The following is a 17,580-nucleotide window of genomic DNA, read 5'->3' on the forward strand; positions in this document are numbered from 1 at the left end:
AGTTCCCGCACGCAACTTAGGGGCAATGTCGTCACCGACGGGATCGCGGGGCGGATACCCGATGGCTCGACGTGACGCCGTTATTGCTTGCCATAGGGGCTGGGTGCGCGCGCGGAACGGTCTGCAACGCCGCTGCGCTGGCGCTGCGGACTTCAGGGAGGCAAACTGAGCGCCGATGCGGGCCCGGCCGCGCCCACATGCGCCGGGATGGTGCAAACTGCCGGCCACGCACGACCCAACGCATGATCACCACAGGCACTTCACCCACGGAAACCGCGGATGATCCAAGGCTCGTTCGACCCGCTCGACACGTATTACCAGCAGGTCTCGCGCATCATCCTGTCGCGCCAGCACCCCATCACCGGCCTGCTGCCGGCCAGCACCGCGATCACCGCCCACGGCGATTACACCGATGCTTGGGTGCGCGACAACGTGTACAGCATCCTGGCCGCCTGGGGGGTGGGGCTGGCCTATCGCCGGCTGGACGAGAGCGGCGGGCGCACCCTATTGCTGGAGCAGAGCGTGGTCAAGCTGATGCGCGGGCTGCTGACCGCGATGATGCGTCAGTCGCCCAAGGTGGAGCGCTTCAAGCAGACCCTGGACCCGCTCGACGCGCTGCACGCGAAATACGACACGGAAACGGGCGATGCGGTCGTCGGCGACGACGAATGGGGGCATCTGCAATTGGATGCGACTTCACTGTTCCTGCTGATGCTGGCGCAGATGATCGCCTCGGGCCTGCGCATCGTGTTCACCCTCGACGAGGTGAACTTCGTGCAGAACCTGGTGCACTACATCGGGCGCGCCTACCGCACCCCGGACTACGGCATTTGGGAGCGCGGCAACAAGATCAATCACGGCATCGCCGAGGTGAACAGCAGCTCGGTGGGCATGGCCAAGGCGGCGCTGGAGGCGATGAGCGGATTCAACCTGTTCGGCCCGGGCGGCGGGCAGGCCTCGGTGATCCACGTGGTGCCGGACGAGATCGCGCGCGCGCGCATCACACTGGAATCCATGCTGCCCAAGGAGTCGCTGTCCAAGGAGATCGACGCCGCGACCCTGAGCGTGCTCGGCTACCCCGCCTTCGCGGTGGAAGACCGTGCGCTGGTCGAGGAGACAGTCGCCGATGTGGTGGGCAAGCTGCAGGGCGAATACGGTTGCGCGCGCTTCCTGCGCGACGGCCACCAGACAGCGATCGAAGACTCGGACCGCCTGCATTACGAACCCGAGGAAATGTTGCAGTTCGAGCACATCGAATGCGAGTGGCCGCTGTTTTTCACCTATCTGCTGCTCTACCACCTGTATCGCGGCGACGAGGGCATGGCGCGCAGCTATCGGGAAAAACTCGAATCGTTGCTGGTCGAGCGCGACGGCGAGCGGCTGCTGCCCGAGCTTTATCGCGTGCCGGCCGGGCTGATCGAGGCGGAGAAAACCCATCCGCACAGCCAGCAGCGCGAGCCGAACGAGAACGTGCCGCTGGTGTGGGCGCAGAGCCTGTATATCCTCGGCGCGTTGATCCAGGACGGTCTGCTGGATGTGTCGGACATCGACCCGCTCGGCCGGCGCCTGCGTATCGGCCGGCAACGCGGCCGCCGCGTGCAGTTCGCGCTGCTGGCCGAGTCGCCGGCCGTCAAGGCGCGCCTGGAGGAACAGGGCATCAAGAGCGAGACGCTCGCCGAGGTGGCGCCTATCCAGGTACACGATGCCGAGAGCCTGGCCGAGGCCTATTGCCAGCTCGGATGCAATCCGCGCCTGGGGCTCAGCGGCCGCCCGCTGCGCCATCTGCGCGGCTTGGCCACCAGCCTGCTATACACCTTCGAAGGTCGGCGGATGGTGTTCCAGCCGCAGTTCATGAATCGGCACGATTTCTATCTCGCGCTGGACAACGTGCTGCTGGTCGAACGCCTGAAGATGGAGCTGGCCTACGTCAGCAAGCAATGGGATGCCTCCGGCCGGCCGCTGGTGGTGATGGTGGTGAAGGCGCGCATGTTGGGGGAAAAAGGCAGCCGCGCCCTGCTGCAATTCATGGAAGCCTGTCGCGAGGGCCGGGTTGGCGAAACCCCCGTGCAGCTCGGCCGTCTGGCGGGTTTTCTGCCCACCACGGGGCGCGAACGCATCGACATGCTGCACGGCTACCGCTTTCCGGACGAACCGGACGAGATGGCGGACCGCCCCTGCTTCACGCTGATGCAGGCCTCGGAAACCGACGAAACCGTAGCCGCCGTTCAACTCGCACTGCACACGCTGCCCGACGAGTCGTTGATCCAGACCGTCACCCGCAGCGGCAGCCTACAGACGCAATTCGAGGCGCTACTGGAACTGGAAACGCGTCACGGCCTGGATTTCATGACCGCCCTGCAAGACATGCAAGATCGCCCGGCACGGGTCCGCGACCTGCTCGAAGAGGTCTACCTGCGCGCCTGCGAGGCCAGGCACTGGCGGCTGATCCGACTGAGCGCGAACGCGCTGCGCAAGCACGATATCGACCTGGAGGGCGCCGCCACCGACATCGTGGTGCAGCAAAAGGCATTCAGCGTCTCGCGCTCCTACAACCGCCACTCCACCTTCCGCCGCCCGGTCGGCGCCGACGAGATCCTGCATACCATCCGCGAATTCAACGCCGACGATCCGCGCGCGCAGATCCTCACCCAGGAGCTGATCCTGAACCTGGGTCTGATGGTGCGCTCGCATCCGGAGCTGCTGGAAAACATGAGCCTGATCCGCGCCGGCCAGCTGCTGCACCTGATCGCGGTACGCCAGCGTCGCACCGAGCAGCCGACGATGAGCGGCGCGCTGGATGTGCTGATGGACATGGAGCCGCACGAACTGGCCAGCGCCCTGCGCGACGTGCTGCAGCACTACCACGCGGCGCAGGACGCCATGCGCCAATCCGAGCACATGCACGTCTCCGCCGATTCCAGCGGCATGCTGCGGGTGCATTTCGACGACAGCATGGACCCGGACAACACGGATGCCGGCGACTGGCACCGATGGCGCGCCATCCAGGGCAGCATCGGACGCTACCCCGACGCCTTCTTCGAGGGCGTCTGGGACATCGTCAACCAGAGTCGCGGCCTGGTGATCGGGGATCAGTGGAACCCCAAGCGCCGCCTCGATCACAAGCTGTGCGCCGACATGACGCGCGGCGAAAAACAGTTTCAGGACCGGGTCGAGCACCTTCTCAACAAGACGCCCGCGGCGGACGCGCGCCAGCTCTATAGCGAGGCCTTGCAGGTCCTGATGGTGGTGATGTGGAAGAACCCTGGGCTGCGCATCGACAACACCCTGTTCCTGGACGTCATCATCGGCCACGCCGTGCGTCTGGCCTGGGAGCAGGCCCACCCGGATCGGTCGTCGCTCTACGACGAGGAGCGCGCCGTGGCCTGGACGAATTTCTATCTCAGCCCGCCGTCCGCGGTCGCCAATCACGTGATGGACGCGCTGGCCTTCCTGCTCAACGGCAGCGCCCGCCAGTCTGCATGAACCCGGCATTCGCGCCAGTCCGCCCGACACCGCCGTCAGCGCTACCTGCCCGCCGTCAGCCGCCCCAAAGCCGCGCGCGCAGCCCCGAAGCACGACGTACGCGGCGGGCGACGGCGGCGGCGGCGATCACCGGATCGGCCCACAGCTCCACGCGATGGCGGGCGCGGGTGATGCCGGTGTAGAGCAGCTCGCGGGTCAGCACGCGCACATCCTGGCGCGGCAGGATCAGCAGCACCTCGTCGAACTCCGAGCCCTGGCTTTTGTGTACGGTCATGGCGTAGACGGTTTCGTGCGCCGGCATACGGCCCGGATGCACGCGCTTGAGCCCGCCGTCTGCGCCCTCGAAGTACACGCGCAGCTGGTCGTTTTCGTCCGGCCAGGTGATACCGACGTCGCCGTTGAAGAGTTCGAGGGTGTAGTCGTTGCCCTGCACCATCACCGGCCGGCCACGATACCAGGGGCGATGCGTGTCGACGCCGAAGCGGCGGCGCACATGGCGCTCGACCAGCGCGTTGATTTCCGTCACGCCGAACGGCCCCTCGCGCAGCGCGCAGAGGATGCGCAGCCGGCCGAGCGCGGCCAGTGCCTCGGCGGGACCGGCGGCGCCGAACAGGGCCGACAGCGCCTCGTCCAGCCGCTCGCCCAGGCGTGGCTCCAGCGGCGCGGGCGGTGCCAGCGCGAGGTCCGGCCAGCCGGCGTCGAACTCGGCGAGCGCCGCGTCCGCGTCGCCGGCGTTCACCGCCCGCGCCAGCGCGGCGATGCCGCCCGCCTGCGCGAAGCGGTAGCTGTGTGCGAGCAAGGTCACGCTGTCGGCCATCGGCGAAGCCGCGCCGTCTTCCACCGGCACCGGCGCCTCGCCTGCGGTCTCGTCCAGCGCCACGCGCATCGTCTCCGAATAGCCCGACAGGGCGCCCTCACCGCAGATATCCGCGAGCACGGCGCCAGCCTCCACCGAGGCGAGCTGGCCGCGGTCGCCAAGCAGGATCAGCCGCGCGTGCGGCGGCAGGGCGGCGAGCGCGCGGGCGAGCAGCGGCAGGTCCACCATCGAGGCTTCATCGATTACCAGCAGGTCGACGTGCAGCGGATTGTCCGCGTCGCGCCGCGGCTGGCTACGCCCCGGCACGATGCCGAGCAGGCGGTGCAGCGTGTGCGTGCGCTCGGGAATTGCCGCGCGCAGGTCTTCGCTCAGCGGCAGCTCGCGCTTGGCGGCCTGGATCGACTCGGCCAGCCGCGCGGCGGCCTTGCCGGTGGGCGCGGCCAGCGCCACGCGCAGCGTGGGCGTCTGTTCGAGCAGCAGCGCGAGGATGGCGGTGACGGTGCGCGTCTTGCCGGTGCCGGGGCCGCCCGAGATCACCGCCAGCCGGCGTAGCACGGCGAGCGCGGCGGCGCGGCGCTGATCTGCCGCGGCGTCGTCCTCGCCGAGCAGCCGGCGCAGGCCGGCAGCGAGCCGCGCGCGATCCACGCCCTCTGCCCAATCCTCCGCGCGCCCGCGCAGGGCGGCGGCGAGCGCGGTCTCGAAGGCCCAGTAGCGCGCGAGGTAGAGCGTGTCGCCGTCGAGCACCAGCGGCGCGGTCGCGTCGGTCCCGACCGCTGGACAGGCGGAGAGCATCGCGCGCCATTCGGCGAGCAGCGGCAGACGCAGCGCGGGCAGCGCCTCGAAGGGCGACTGCCCGGCCCAGTCGGCAAGGTGCAGACACACATCGCCCTCGCCGGTCTGGTGGCTGGCGAGGGCCGCGGCGAACAGCACGCCGTCCGGCGCGTTGTCGGCAAGGTCGTCGATCAGACGCGCGAAGTGATCGTCCAGCGCGCGGATCAGGCCGAGCGCGGCGGCACGCTGCAAGGTCTCGCGTGCGCTCATGCCCCGCCCGCCTCGCCGGTGAACAGGGCGTCCAGCGCGTCGATCAGCCCGGACTCGGGGCGGTCGTGGTATACGCCGAGGCGTGGGCCGTCGGCCGGGCGCATGCCGCGCAGGAAGAGATAGAACACGCCGCCGAAATCGCGTGCGTAGTCGTAGCCCGGCAGGCGGGCGCGCAGGTGCCGGTGCAGGGCCACGCAGTAAATGAGGTACTGCAGGTCGTAGCGGTGCTCGCGCATGGCCTCGGCGAGATTCCCCTGTGCGTAATCTTCGGCGCGGTCGCCGAGATGATTGGACTTGTAGTCGGCGAGGTAGTAGCGCCCGTCGCGGCGGAACACGAGGTCGATGAAGCCCTTCATCATGCCGCGCAGCGGATTGAAGCTCAGCCCCGCGCCATCAAGCGCGAGCGAACCACGGCGCGCCAGCAACGTGTTGAGCGCGCGCGACGACAGCGGTGCGAAGGGATAATAGAAGGCCAGCTCGTCGCGGCGATCCGTGCGGGCGATGTCGCGCAGACGCAAACCGGCATCGTCGAGCGGAGTGTCCAGCACCTGGCGGACCAAGGCCTCGATGGCTGGCTGCCAATCCGCCGCGAAGCCGTGCAGCTGCAAGCCTGCACGCACGGCCTGGGCCAGTATTTCGCCCTGCGCCTGCGGAAAATCCAGCCTTTCCAGCAAGGCATGCAGGAACAAGCCCGCGCGCGCGCCGCGCGGAAAGGCAAAAGCATCGCGAACGGTGCGCGCGGGCGGGTTCGATGAGACCTCATCCAGCGCCACGGCATCATAGTCCGGCAACTCGGGCCGCGTGCCGTGGTCAGCGACGAGCCCGGAGTAACTGGTCACGCGCCACCCGGCATCGACACGACCGGCGAAGCGCCGCGCGCGCCGCACCGCGGCATCCACCGGCGGCAACGGCACCGCGCGATCTGATGGCAATTCGCGCAATTCGAGGCGTTCGCCGCCTGCGTTGAGCCGGAACAAGTCGGCGCGAATCGCGGCCTCGTCCTGCCCGATCATGCCGACCCCGCCGTGTAGCAGCCAGGCAAGCGCGGACTGCTCGGCGCCGGCCACCGCCCCCCAGCTCAGATAGAGGCGCTGGCGGGCACGGGTGAGCGCGACGTAGAGCAGGCGCAGATCCTCCGCCAGACGTTCCTGCTCGGCGCGCTTTGCATGCGCTACCCGCGCCTCGCTGCCGAGATCGGCGCACAGCGTCTCATCCTCTTGCGCGTGAAACAGAAAGGGTTTGCCGTCATCGTTGGCCTTGTCCGGATCGATGGCGCGCACACGCCAGGGAAACGGCAGGAATACCAGCGGGTATTCCAGGCCCTTGGAGGCGTGGATCGTAACCACCTGCACCAGCGACTCGTCGCTTTCCAGACGCAGCTGCTGGGCCTCGTCCTCGCCGTCCGGATCGGCAATGCGCGCATCCAGCCAGCGCAGCAGAGACTCGAAACCACTGCGCTCGCCCGCGGCCACCGCGAGCAGTTCGCCGAGCTGCAGCAGATTGGTCATGCGCCGCTCGCCGTCGGGCTCGGCCAGGAGCCGGTGCGCGATGGCGCAATCGCCGAGCAACTGCGTGAACATCGCCATGAAGCCATGCTCGCGCCAGTGCATCTGTGCGCGCTGGAAGTGTCCGAGCCACGACTCCCAGGTGGCCTCGTCGTGGTTGAGTGCCTCCAGCGCCGTTGCATTGGCGCCGATCAGATCGGTGGCCAGCGCCGCACGCAGGGCGCGGGCGTCACCGGGTTCGGCCACGGCACGCAGCAGGCGACGCAAGGCCTCGGCCTCCGCCGTGGCAAAAATGCTGTCGCGCGTCAGGAATACGCTGGCAATGCCCGCGTGCGCCAGCGCCGTGCGCACGATGCGTGCCTCGACGCGGTCGCGTACCAGCACCGCAAGGTCGCGTGCGACCAGCGGCCTGTCGCCCAGACACGCATCGCCCGCCTCCGCGCAGGCCAGCAGACGGGCGATCTCGTGGGCACAGGCGGCGGCCACCGAGGGCATGAGCGCGCTGGGGCGTGGCGGCTTGGCGTCGTGCCCCAGCCACCAACACATCAATGGCGGCGGCGCCACGCCATTGAGCAGTAGCGGCGTCGCATCGGCCGTGATCGAGGCCTGCACGGGATGGAACCCGATCTCCTCGAACACGAACGGGCGCTCACATGCACCGAACAGGCGGTTAATGGCGTCGATCAGCGCGCTACCGGAACGCCAGTTGGTCGTGAGGGTGTAGGCATGCTCCCCCGCTTCGCGCTGGGCCTTGAAGTAGGCAAAGATATCGGCACCACGGAAGCCATAGATGGCCTGCTTGGGGTCGCCGATCATGAACAGGGCATTGGCGCGCGCACATTCCGCGCGCTCACCGCTTGCCGGTTGAGTGGATGCCGTTTCCGCGGGCTGCGCGGCATCCGCCACGGCGTACACGGCACTAAAGATACGGTACTGCAGCGGATCGGTGTCCTGGAATTCATCGATCATGGCGATGGGGAAACGGGCGCGGATGCGTTCGGCCAGGGCCGCGCCGTCCTCCCCCGACAGCACCGCATCGAGCTGACTCAGCAGGTCGTCGTAGGCCAGCAGGCGGCGAGCCCGCTTGTGCGTCGCAACCGCCTCTCGCGTGAAGCACACGGCCTCGCGGAGCAGCACCGCACGGCGCGCACGGGCCAGTCTCGGCGCCAATGCTTCGAGTTCCGCGCACAGATCGAACAACGGACCGGATGGGGTGTCGTGGCCCTTCTTGGTCGCCAGCGTCAACTTGGCCGGGGTGAACAGATCAATCCGTTCGGGCAGTTCGCCCTGCGATGGATTGCCGCCCAACCAATCGGCGAGGGCATCGATGGCCCGCATCACGCTGGCGGCACGGTAGCGGTTGCGGTTGAGCGCGGGACTGGCCCGCAGCTGCTCGCACGCGGCCTCTCCTTCTGCGGCCCAGGCATCGATCAGGCCTGTGCGCAGCGTCGCCCAACGGGTGGCCAAGGTCTGCACGATGTCCGCAATGTCTTCCGGCAACAGGCGAGCGGCATCGCGCCCCAGCAAGGCTGCAATCTGCCGATACAGGCCCTCCGGCGTACCCCATTCGGCAGAGGCCCAGGCAACGTCATCCTCTGGCGCACCGTAGAAGCGACGGCGCCAGAAATCCTCGACCGCCGCGCGGCGCAGGTTCTGCTCGTCGCCCAACAGCTCGGCCTCGAAGGGCGCGCCGCTCTCGAAGGCATGGTCGGTGAGCATGCGCTGGGCGAAACCGTGAATGGTATAGACCGCCGCTTCGTCCATATGCGTAAGCGCGGCGTCGAGCAGCGCCGTCGCGGCGGCGGCGTCGAGGCGCGTCCCCTGCGCCACGACGCCGCTCGTGGCGCGCAGCACGAGGCTGCCCAGATCGCCGTCGTCGCAAACCGCGCCGCTCAGGAGTCGCTGACGGGCCTCGTGCAGGCGAGCCCGGATGCGTGCGCGCAACTCCTGCGTGGCGGCCTTGGTGAAGGTCACCACCAGGATCTGGGGCACCGGCAGCTGACATTCCAGCACCAGACGCAGGTAGAGATTGGCGATGGTGTAGGTCTTGCCCGTGCCCGCGCTGGCCTCGATGAGCTGTACGCCCTGCAGGGGAAAGGTCTGCGTATCCAGCGGCCGCATCATGCGCCGTCCTCCGACTCGGCCAGCAGCAGCGGTTCATAGACACGCCGCGCCAGCTCGGCGAAGTCTGCGCCCAGTAGTGGATCGCGCCCGCGGAAGGCCAGCTGATTGTAGGCATCGTCGCCGTCGCCGGCGGCAAAGTCACTGCCGCGCCAGACCTTTTCGGCCGCCATCCGCGCCTCACTCGCATCCTCGCCCCGACGCAGCAGGCGCTCGGCGTAAACCTGACTGGTCTCGGGAAAGAACGGCAGCGGCGCGCACCAACCCGCACGGAACAGATCAACCAGATCGGCCAGCCGATCAACGGCGTCCGCCACCGGACCGAGACGCAACATTCGGTCCTCGGCGCGAAACACACTGACCGGCTCGACGCCGGATGGCACCAGCGCATTGAGCACCAGGTGCTCCAGCCACAAGCGCAGGCGATCCTGCGCGCGCAACTTGCCCGGTCGGTAACGCAGCAGGCCGCCAGCACCGACGCCACGCACCCAACCGCGCAAGCGACAGTCGCCGAACACGCGATCCAGCTCTAGGGTCTCGCTCGGCGCCTCCGCGCCGAGCGTGCGCAACGCATCGGCGAAGGCCGGTACAGCCTCGACGGCGTGCGCGAAGGCCTGCTCGCCGAAACCGGCGCTGGGCAGGCTGCCGTCCGCCAGCGCGCGTGCGCGCAGCTCGCCGGCCTCGTGCCCGGACAGCGCCAGCGCCAGCGCCTGGCTCTTGAGCTGCCAGGCCCCCAGGTGATCCAGCGCGAAGGCCTCGCTGTCTTCCGCTTGCGCGTCGTATTCGCGCAGGTAGATACCGAGGCGCCGTTCGAGTAGGTAACGTGCGGGGTGTACGAGAAACACGGCGAGTTCGCCCAGCTCCAGCTCACGCCAGGGGAGCGCCCCATCCGCCACCGGCTCCGGCAACGGCTCGCCGAGGAAGGCACCGATGCCGGCATGTGCCGAGGCCGGCAGCCACTCGGCGGCGTAGCTGAACAGGCGCTCGTCGTCGGTGAAATAACGCGGGCTGAAGGGCTGCAGCGGGTGCTCGACCACCACGCACGGGCGCACCGCTCCCCCGTCGGGCGCACGGAATCCCCGTTCAATGGTTTCCAGCAACTCGCCGAGCAGTACCGAGGGCACGCGCTCGGCGTTGCTGCGGATGTCGCGCCCGACGTAGCTGACGTAAAACACCTCGCGCGCCGACAGCAACGCCTCCAGGAACAGGTAGCGATCGTCCTCGCGTCGCGAGCGGTCGCCCCGTTGCGGTTGCTCGGCGATCAGATCGAAACCCAGCGGGCGCTGCACACGCGGATAGTCGCCATCGTTCATGCCCAGCAGGCAAACCACGCGGAACGGGATACTGCGCATGGGCACCATGTTGCAGAAGCTGACCCGACCGTCGAGGAAGGCCTGCCCGCCGTGCGCATCTTCAAGCCGTCCGCGCAGATGATCACGCACCACCGCCAGCTCGATGTCCTCGGCGAAGCCGGCCACTTGGCAATGCCCGCGTAAGGTCTCCAGCACCTCACGCACCTGCTGCAGGAAGCGCGTCTCGTCTTCGTCAGGAAGGAGGCAATCGTCGAGCAACGCACCGAGCGTATCCGCCCAGGCGGCGGCAGTACGCGGCTGGGCAAGGCGTGTGCGCCAGGCACCGAGGCGTTCGATAAAATCGGCTAGCAGGCCAAGGTCTCTCGCCTCATTGCCCTCAATGTCCGTATAGGGAGCGATGCCGGCGAACAACCGCCCTTCGTTCGGGGGCATCGCATAGCCCAAGAGCAGGCGGCGCAGGCCGAAGGCCCAGCTCGCCGCATCCTCGGCCGGCAACCCCAGCTCGGCGCGCATGCCTGCATCGAGCCCCCAGCGGATATTGGCCTCGCGCACCCAGCGGCGCACGCGCTCCAGCCCGCCGTCGTCCAAGCCCAGGCGGCGCATAACGACGGCATCTTCCAGCAACGTCAGGACTTCGGAGACGGTCAGACGACTTTGCGGCAATGCCAACAGCGTCGCCAGGGTCGCCGCCAGCGGCGATTCGGCGGCCGCATGACGGTCGGCGATGGACCAGGGGATATGGCGCTCGGGCGGCGCCGCGCCGAACACGGCCTCGACGTAGGGTGCATAGGCGTCGATGTCCGGCGCCATGACCACGATGTCGCGCGGTGTCAGCCCCTCGCAGTCCTCGAACAGTGCCAGCAGGCGGTCGTGCAGTATCTGCACCTCGCGCATCGGGCCGTGCGCGCTGTGCACCTGCACGGAGCGATCTTCCGGCGCGAGCGGCAGCGGCGGTTGTTCGCCCTCGCCGTCCCCGCGCGTCTGCAACAAAAGAATATCGAGCTGCAGCAAGCCGAGCAGGTCGAGCCGTTCGGGTGGAGCGTAACGCTCGTGATCCTCGCTCGCACCGGCGTGCAGCAGGTCGACCAGGTCGCGCCCTTGCTGGCCCAACGAGGCAAGCAGAGGATTGCCGACGCTCAGATGATCGGCCTCGTCCGTGCGGCCAAGCCGCGCGCGCCGGGCGCGCAGCCTGGCAAGCATGCGCTCGTCAACGATGTCGCCCCAGTAGTTCAGCGAGGGGTTGAGCACGAACAGGTGCACGTCGATGACCTCGGCGATCGCGCGCAACACTTCGATATAGGCCGGTGGAATCGCGGTCAAACCGAATAACGACACGCGTGCCGGCAGATCGCCACGGCGCAGCGCGCCGGTACGCGCACGCTCGCCAAACGCCGCATACAAGCGGGCGCGGTGGCTCGGACGCCCGCCCGCGCATAACGTGCGCCACAGCCGCGCCTGCCAGTGGTCTTCCTCGCCGGCCTCCCAGGCGAGCACCCGCTCGGCGCGGAACACCAGATACTGGTCGAACAGGTCGGCAATGCGGCACGCGAGCTGGTAACGGCGCAGCGGTTCGTCGGCCCCGCGCAGGTAGTGGCGCAACGGCGCATAGGCGGGGTCTTCGAGCTGCGCCGGCAATAACGTCATCAGCCGCCACAGCAGCACCTCGCGGTCGAGCGGCGACTGTTCGGGCACCGCATCGAGCTGACCGGCGTAGAGACGCCAGACGAAGGTGGCGAGCAACGGAAATTCAAGATTGGCTGCCACACCCGTGCGCTCGGCCAAGCCCAGTGCCAACCAGCGCGCCATACCCGGATTTTGCACCACCACCTGCTCCGCCTCGAACGGGTCGGCCGGCGCCTCGCCGCAGACATCCGCCAGCGCGTCGAGCAGCCATTCCATGCGGTTGCTGTGGTGGATATGGAACATGCGGCACAGTCTTCCGTAGTATGGGTGCCGTCGGCAACCGCCATTGATGCGCGACTACACTAGGAACTCGACGTCACGTCAATCCACACATTCCAAGGGCCACACACCATGAACCAGCTGCTCGACCCCGGCAAGCTCGACTGGCATCAATTACTGCAGGCCTACGCCATTCCGTGGGGCATCAAGCTCCTGATGGCGCTGGCCGTGCTCGCGATCGGCCTCTGGTTGGCCGGTACGATCACGCATCTGATCGGCAAGGCATTCGCCAAGGCGCGCATGGACGCCATGTTGGTGCGCTTTCTGGAGTCCATCACCAAGGCGTTTCTGCAAGTAGTGGTGGTCATCGCGGCCCTGGGTCAGCTCGGCGTACAAACCACCTCGCTGATCGCCATTCTCGGCGCCGCCGGTCTGGCCGTCGGCCTCGCCCTGCAGAACTCTCTGTCGAACTTCGCCGCCGGCGTGCTGCTGCTGGTATTCAAGCCCTTCAAGTCGGGCGACTTCGTCGAGGCCGGTGGGGTACTCGGCGTGGTCGAGCACGTACGCGTGTTCAACTCGGTGATGCGTACGCCGGACAACCGCGAGATCACCGTGCCCAACGGCAAGATCTACAACGACGTGATCACCAACTATTCCGCACGCGACACCCGCCGCATCGACCTCGTGGTGGGCATCAGCTACGACGCCGACATCCGCAAGGCCAAGGCGATCGTCGAGGCGATCCTGGCCGAGGACGCGCGCGTCCTCAAGGAGCCGGCCGCCACCTGCGGCGTGATGGATCTGGCCGACAGCAGCGTGAACCTCTACATCCGCCCCTGGGTCGCCTCCGCCGACTACTGGAACGCGCGCTGCGACCTGCTGGAGGCGATCAAGCTGCGTTTCGACGCCAGCGGCATCGGCATTCCCTACCCGCAGATGGACGTGCACCTGCAGCAGGCCAAAGCTGAGACCGAGACCGAGGCCGCCTGAAAGACCTTGCCGGGTGCCCGCCCCCGACAGCGGGGACGGCACCAAGACGAGCGGATCACCGTCTGGGCAACGCACCTACGGCGACACCGAAGTCTCGACCGCCACGCCATTTCGTGGTTCGCCGCCACATCCCCGACATTAACGCTTCATTACATCCACACCCTGCGCAGGAACCCTGTCCGCACCATTCGGTCTGCTGATTACCGACGCCTGCCCGCGCGCCGGACAGGACCCTCAACCATGCATACCCGATCGACCACGATCCTCGGCCTCGCCGCCCTGCTGACGCTCAGCCCCTTGGCCGCGATGGCCGGCTCCGGCTACGCCGTCGACATCTCCCCAGCGCGCTTGACTTCCTGGAATGCCCGGATTTCGGCGCTCGGCGAGGTGCGCAGTCGCGCGCAGGTCACCCTGAGGGCGCCGGTGAGTGGACGGCTTGAGGGCCCCTTCGCGATCGAGGGCGCGCACGTGGCGCGCGGACATATGATCGCGCGCATCGTGCCGCCCGGCCTGGATGCCCGCATCGCCGCCGCGCACCGCACGCTCGTCCTCGACCGCAAGCTGCTCGGCCATGCGCGCGCGCTGTACCACGAACGACTCGACACCCACGGCCAGCTACAGCAGGCGGCCACCCGCGTTGCCACCGCCGCTGACAGGCTCGCGGCCCTGCAAGAAACGCTTCGGCAAACACGGCTGACGGCTCCGGTCGCGGGCACGGTGCGCTATCTGCTGCCGCCCGGCGAGACCGTCGCCGCCGGCTCCCCAGTGGCCCGCCTGTCCGGCGCCGGCGCCACCTGGGTACGTACCTACGTGCCGCCGAGCGCATCGCGACGGCTTCGCACGGGGGCACAGGTGAGACTCTCCGGCGACGACTGGCACGGCCAGGGCCAGATCGTCTCGATCGGCGACAGCGCACGGCACGACGGTCTGGTGGAGGTCTTCGTACGCCCCGAACATCAAGGACGCCTGCCGGGCGAATGGCTGCGACTGTCTCTGCCGAGTGCCGCCGGGCGAGCCTGGCAATTACCGCGTGCGGCGCTGGTGATGCGCGGATCGCAGGCCGAGGTATTCACGGTCGATCAAGGCCGCGCACGCGCGGTGAAGGTCACCCTCGTCCACCTCGGACGCCGCCATGTCTGGGTCGACGGCCCGCTGCACGCGGGAGAACCCGTGATCGCACAAGGGGCCGGCTCGGTCGCGAACGGCACCGTCGTCAACGTGCGTGCGCCAGGCGCATGAGACGCTACCTCGATTTCCTCTGGATCAATCGCGCCACGCTGACGCTGCTGGCGCTGGCGTTGCTCGCCGCCGGCTGGCTCGCGCTGGGAGCGCTGCCGCGCAGCGTATTCCCCGATATCGACTTCCCACGCGTCACCGTGCTGGTCAGCGACGCCAATCTGCCAGTGAAGTACATGCTGCTGGAGGTCACCGAGCCGCTGGAGCAGGCGGCCAAGGGCGTCGCCGGGGTGCGTCTGGTCAAGTCGCAGTCCGGGGTCGGCCTGTCCAAGCTGCACGTGTATTTCGACAGCCACGTCTCACCGCAAACCGCCTATCTGATGCTGCAGGCACGGCTGGCGCAAATACCCCTGCCGCCGGGGGCGCGCATGACCGTGCGCCTGATGACGCCACACATCCAGCCATTCGCCCAGTACGCGTTGGTCTCCAACCGCAGCGACAGCGCGGCGATGATGCCGTTGTATGCCTTCAACATCCGACCGGCATTGCTATCCGTGCGCGGGGTCTATCAGGTCAACGATACCGGCCGCGGCTGGCCCGAGGTCACCTTGCGCCTGTCGCCGCGCCGGCTGGCCGAGCACCATCTGGACGCCGGGCAGGTGGTGACTGCACTACGCCACGCACAGGGACCGTTCTACGCCGGGCTGATCAACGCCTTCCACCAACAGTTCGTACTCGTCGCTCAGCCACGGCCGGCCAGCACCGCCGCACTCGGTCGGCTAATGCTGCCGCTCGGCGCCCACGATCCAGACGGTGCAAGAGTCGCCATCCCCCTGAGCGCGCTGGGTAGCGTGAAGGTCGGACCGCCACCACGCGTCATCGGCGCGGCGGTGGCCGGCTATCGCCACGCCCTGCTGATCGACGTCTCCGCGCAAGCCGGTGCCAATGTGGTCGCCGTCGCCGGGCAAGTACACGCACGGGTTGTCGCGCTGCGCGCCGATCTGCCGCCCGGTGCGCAGCTCGTGCGTATCTACGACTTCAGCGGTCTGGTCAGTCACAGTCTCGACGACGTGTGGATCGCGCTACTGCTCGGCACCGCGATCGCGTGGCTGGTGGTGTTGCTGTTTTTACGGCGCCTGGACAGTGCACTGGCGACGCTGCTCGTCGTGCCACTCGCGCTGGCTGGCACCTTCCTGGTGCTACACGCGCTGGGCTTCGGCATCAACATCATGACCCTCGGCGGGCTAACCGCCGCTATCGGTGCGCTGATCGATCACGCCATCGTGGTCATGGAACGCGGGTTGCGTGGGCTGCCCGCAAATGCGGATCGCGCCACCCGCCGGCGTACCGCGCTGGCCGCCTGCGGCGAAATACTACCGCTGATGACCCTCGCCACCGTGACCTCGACGGTGGTGTTTCTGCCACTGATTTTCCTTTCCGGCACGCTTGGCCTGCTGTTCCGGCACATGGCGCTGGCCATCGTGATCGCGCTGCTGGTGTCGCAACTGGTGGCCCTCGGACTCACCCCGGTGCTGGCCGCATGGCTGGCACAGCGCCCATCCCGGCCCGAGCACCCCTGGCGCTGGGTCCGCCGCCTACGGCTGGGCTACGACCGCCTGTTGCGTAGCGGCCTGCGTCGGCCCTGGCTCGCACTACCGGTCGTCGCCGTGCTGATCGCGGCCGGCCTGCTCGCGGGCCTCGGCCTGCCGACGGCCTTCCTGCCACACTGGGACGAAGGCGCCATTGCCGTGCCCTTTCGCACGCCGGTGGGCACACCCACTGGCGAAACATTGGCCACCGGTCGTCGGTTGGCCGCAGTCGCCGCACGCGATCCGGCCGTGGCCCGCGTATCCGTGGTGGTCGGGCGCAGTCTGGAAAATTCGCGCGCCACCTCGAACAAGGGCGACCTCGTGGTCATACTCCACCGCGACCGGCACACGACCACCGAGGCCATGATGCAGACACTGCGCCGGCAGTTCCGCGCCGCGCAGCCGGACCTCATCGAACTCAAACTGCACCAGATCATGAGCAATCGCCTGGAGAATCTATCCGGCTCGCACTCGCCGCTGTCAATCTTGCTGTTCGGCAAAAACCCGGCCGAGCTGCAACGCTATGGCCATCAACTACAGGCGCGGATACGCGCCAGCGGACACTTCGAGGACACCGTGTTCAAGTCACCCTCGGCGGGGCCGGAGATCGCACTGGAGCCGCGTGCCCGAGCGCGGCTCCTCGGCATCGATGGCGCAGGCATCGCCGATCAGGTACGCACGGCCGAGTGGGGCCGAAAGGCCGGCTTTCTGCTGCGCGGCGAACAGATTCTACCCATCCGCGTTCGCCTCGATACGCCTGGAGAAACACCGCAAACCCTAGCCGATCTGCCGCTACGCCTGCCGGACGGCACGCTCACCCCACTCGGGCAAGTCGCGCATGTGCGGCTCAAGGGCGAGGTGCCGTACGTCACTCACGACAACCTCGTGCCCTACGCCTACCTATGGATGGCGCCCAAACCCGGTGAAGGGCTGACTGCCGCGGCTGCCGTGCTGCACCGTGAGATCCGCGCGGCGCACCTGCCCCCAGGCATCACCGCTGTGGTTGGCGGCTACTACCGCCAGCAGGCCCAGGGGTTTCGCCAGATGAGCCTGATTCTGGCCGGAGCGGTCCTCATACTCCTCATCCTGCTTGGCTTCCAATTCTCCGGCCAACGCCCCGCCATGGCTGCGCTCGCCGCCGTCGTGCTCTCAGCACCGGGGGCCTTCCTCGCTTTGCGACTGACGGGCACCCCGCTCGACAGCACCGCCTTTCTCGGCCTGCTGCTGGTGTCCTCCATCGCCGTCAACAACGTCATTCTGATCTTCTCGCTGGCACGCAGCCGTACCGGTCGCCTGCCTAACGCCGCCGCCGTGACACGCTCGGCGCGCGCGCGCCTGCGCCCGATCCTGATGACCATGCTCGCCGACGTGCTGGGTTTCCTGCCCATCGCCATCGGCGTCGGTCGCGGCACCGACCTGCTCAAACCGCTGGCCATCGCGGTGATGGGCGGGCTGAGCCTCGCGCTCTTCGCTTCGCTGTGGCTGGCTCCCGTGCTTTATGCCGGCTTGCTCCGTCTATCTCCGCCCGCCGGAGACTGATGCAGGGGAACGGCCGGACGGCCTCGTGGTCTATCGACAGGCACGACAACCATAATCACCGAGCATGGACACTCCCTCGCCCGGATACCACCATCGAGGATGTC

7 protein-coding genes are annotated in these 17,580 nt (G+C 68.0%); 4 read left to right on the top strand and 3 right to left on the bottom strand.

The window, feature by feature from the left end; translation table 11 throughout:
- Positions 1–279 precede the first annotated feature (279 nt).
- Positions 280–3,483, top strand: a complete 3,204-nt coding sequence (locus BI364_RS15020) for a glycoside hydrolase family 15 protein (RefSeq protein ID WP_070079431.1) — start codon at positions 280–282, stop codon at positions 3,481–3,483.
- 55 nt (positions 3,484–3,538) lie between these two features.
- Here the strand turns inward: BI364_RS15020 and recD are convergent, their stop codons facing one another.
- From recD to recC, 3 genes are read right to left on the bottom strand one after another with little or no spacing between them, the layout of a single operon-like run.
- The gene (recD, locus tag BI364_RS15025; RefSeq protein WP_070079432.1) at positions 3,539–5,341 is read right to left on the bottom strand and encodes an exodeoxyribonuclease V subunit alpha; all 1,803 of its coding nucleotides are present in this window, start codon (positions 5,339–5,341) and stop codon (positions 3,539–3,541) included.
- Entirely contained in the window at positions 5,338–8,970 is a 3,633-nt protein-coding gene (recB, locus tag BI364_RS15030) for an exodeoxyribonuclease V subunit beta (RefSeq protein WP_070079433.1), read from the bottom strand. The genes recD and recB overlap by 4 nt, the downstream gene beginning before the upstream one ends.
- Entirely contained in the window at positions 8,967–12,206 is a 3,240-nt protein-coding gene (gene recC / locus BI364_RS15035) for an exodeoxyribonuclease V subunit gamma (RefSeq protein WP_070079434.1), read from the bottom strand. The genes recB and recC overlap by 4 nt, the downstream gene beginning before the upstream one ends.
- Positions 12,207–12,314: 108 nt before the next feature.
- Between recC and BI364_RS15040 the strand changes: the two genes are divergently transcribed.
- The 3 genes from BI364_RS15040 (at position 12,315) to BI364_RS15050 (ending at position 17,476) form a co-directional block, all read left to right on the top strand.
- Positions 12,315–13,172, top strand: a complete 858-nt coding sequence (locus tag BI364_RS15040; RefSeq protein ID WP_070079435.1) for a mechanosensitive ion channel family protein — start codon at positions 12,315–12,317, stop codon at positions 13,170–13,172.
- Between the two features lie 240 nt (positions 13,173–13,412).
- Positions 13,413–14,411 carry an efflux RND transporter periplasmic adaptor subunit gene (locus tag BI364_RS15045; protein ID WP_070079436.1) on the top strand — a complete coding sequence of 333 codons (999 nt, stop codon included), beginning with the start codon at positions 13,413–13,415 and terminating at the stop codon, positions 14,409–14,411.
- Entirely contained in the window at positions 14,408–17,476 is a 3,069-nt protein-coding gene (locus BI364_RS15050; protein ID WP_070079437.1) for an efflux RND transporter permease subunit, read from the top strand. The genes BI364_RS15045 and BI364_RS15050 overlap by 4 nt, the downstream gene beginning before the upstream one ends.
- Positions 17,477–17,580 lie beyond the last annotated feature (104 nt).

This window comes from Acidihalobacter yilgarnensis, from assembly GCF_001753245.1.
Lineage (GTDB): Bacteria > Pseudomonadota > Gammaproteobacteria > DSM-5130 > Acidihalobacteraceae > Acidihalobacter > Acidihalobacter yilgarnensis.

Excerpts from the sequence above, each read along its gene's own strand:
- recD (WP_070079432.1), bottom strand. The coding sequence starts at position 5,341 with ATGAGCGCACGCGAGACCTTGCAGCGTGCCGCCGCGCTCGGCCTGATC.
- BI364_RS15020 (WP_070079431.1), top strand. The coding sequence starts at position 280 with ATGATCCAAGGCTCGTTCGACCCGCTCGACACGTATTACCAGCAGGTC.
- BI364_RS15045 (WP_070079436.1), top strand. The coding sequence starts at position 13,413 with ATGCATACCCGATCGACCACGATCCTCGGCCTCGCCGCCCTGCTGACG.
- recB (WP_070079433.1), bottom strand. The coding sequence starts at position 8,970 with ATGATGCGGCCGCTGGATACGCAGACCTTTCCCCTGCAGGGCGTACAG.
- BI364_RS15040 (WP_070079435.1), top strand. The coding sequence starts at position 12,315 with ATGAACCAGCTGCTCGACCCCGGCAAGCTCGACTGGCATCAATTACTG.
- recC (WP_070079434.1), bottom strand. The coding sequence starts at position 12,206 with ATGTTCCATATCCACCACAGCAACCGCATGGAATGGCTGCTCGACGCG.
- BI364_RS15050 (WP_070079437.1), top strand. The coding sequence starts at position 14,408 with ATGAGACGCTACCTCGATTTCCTCTGGATCAATCGCGCCACGCTGACG.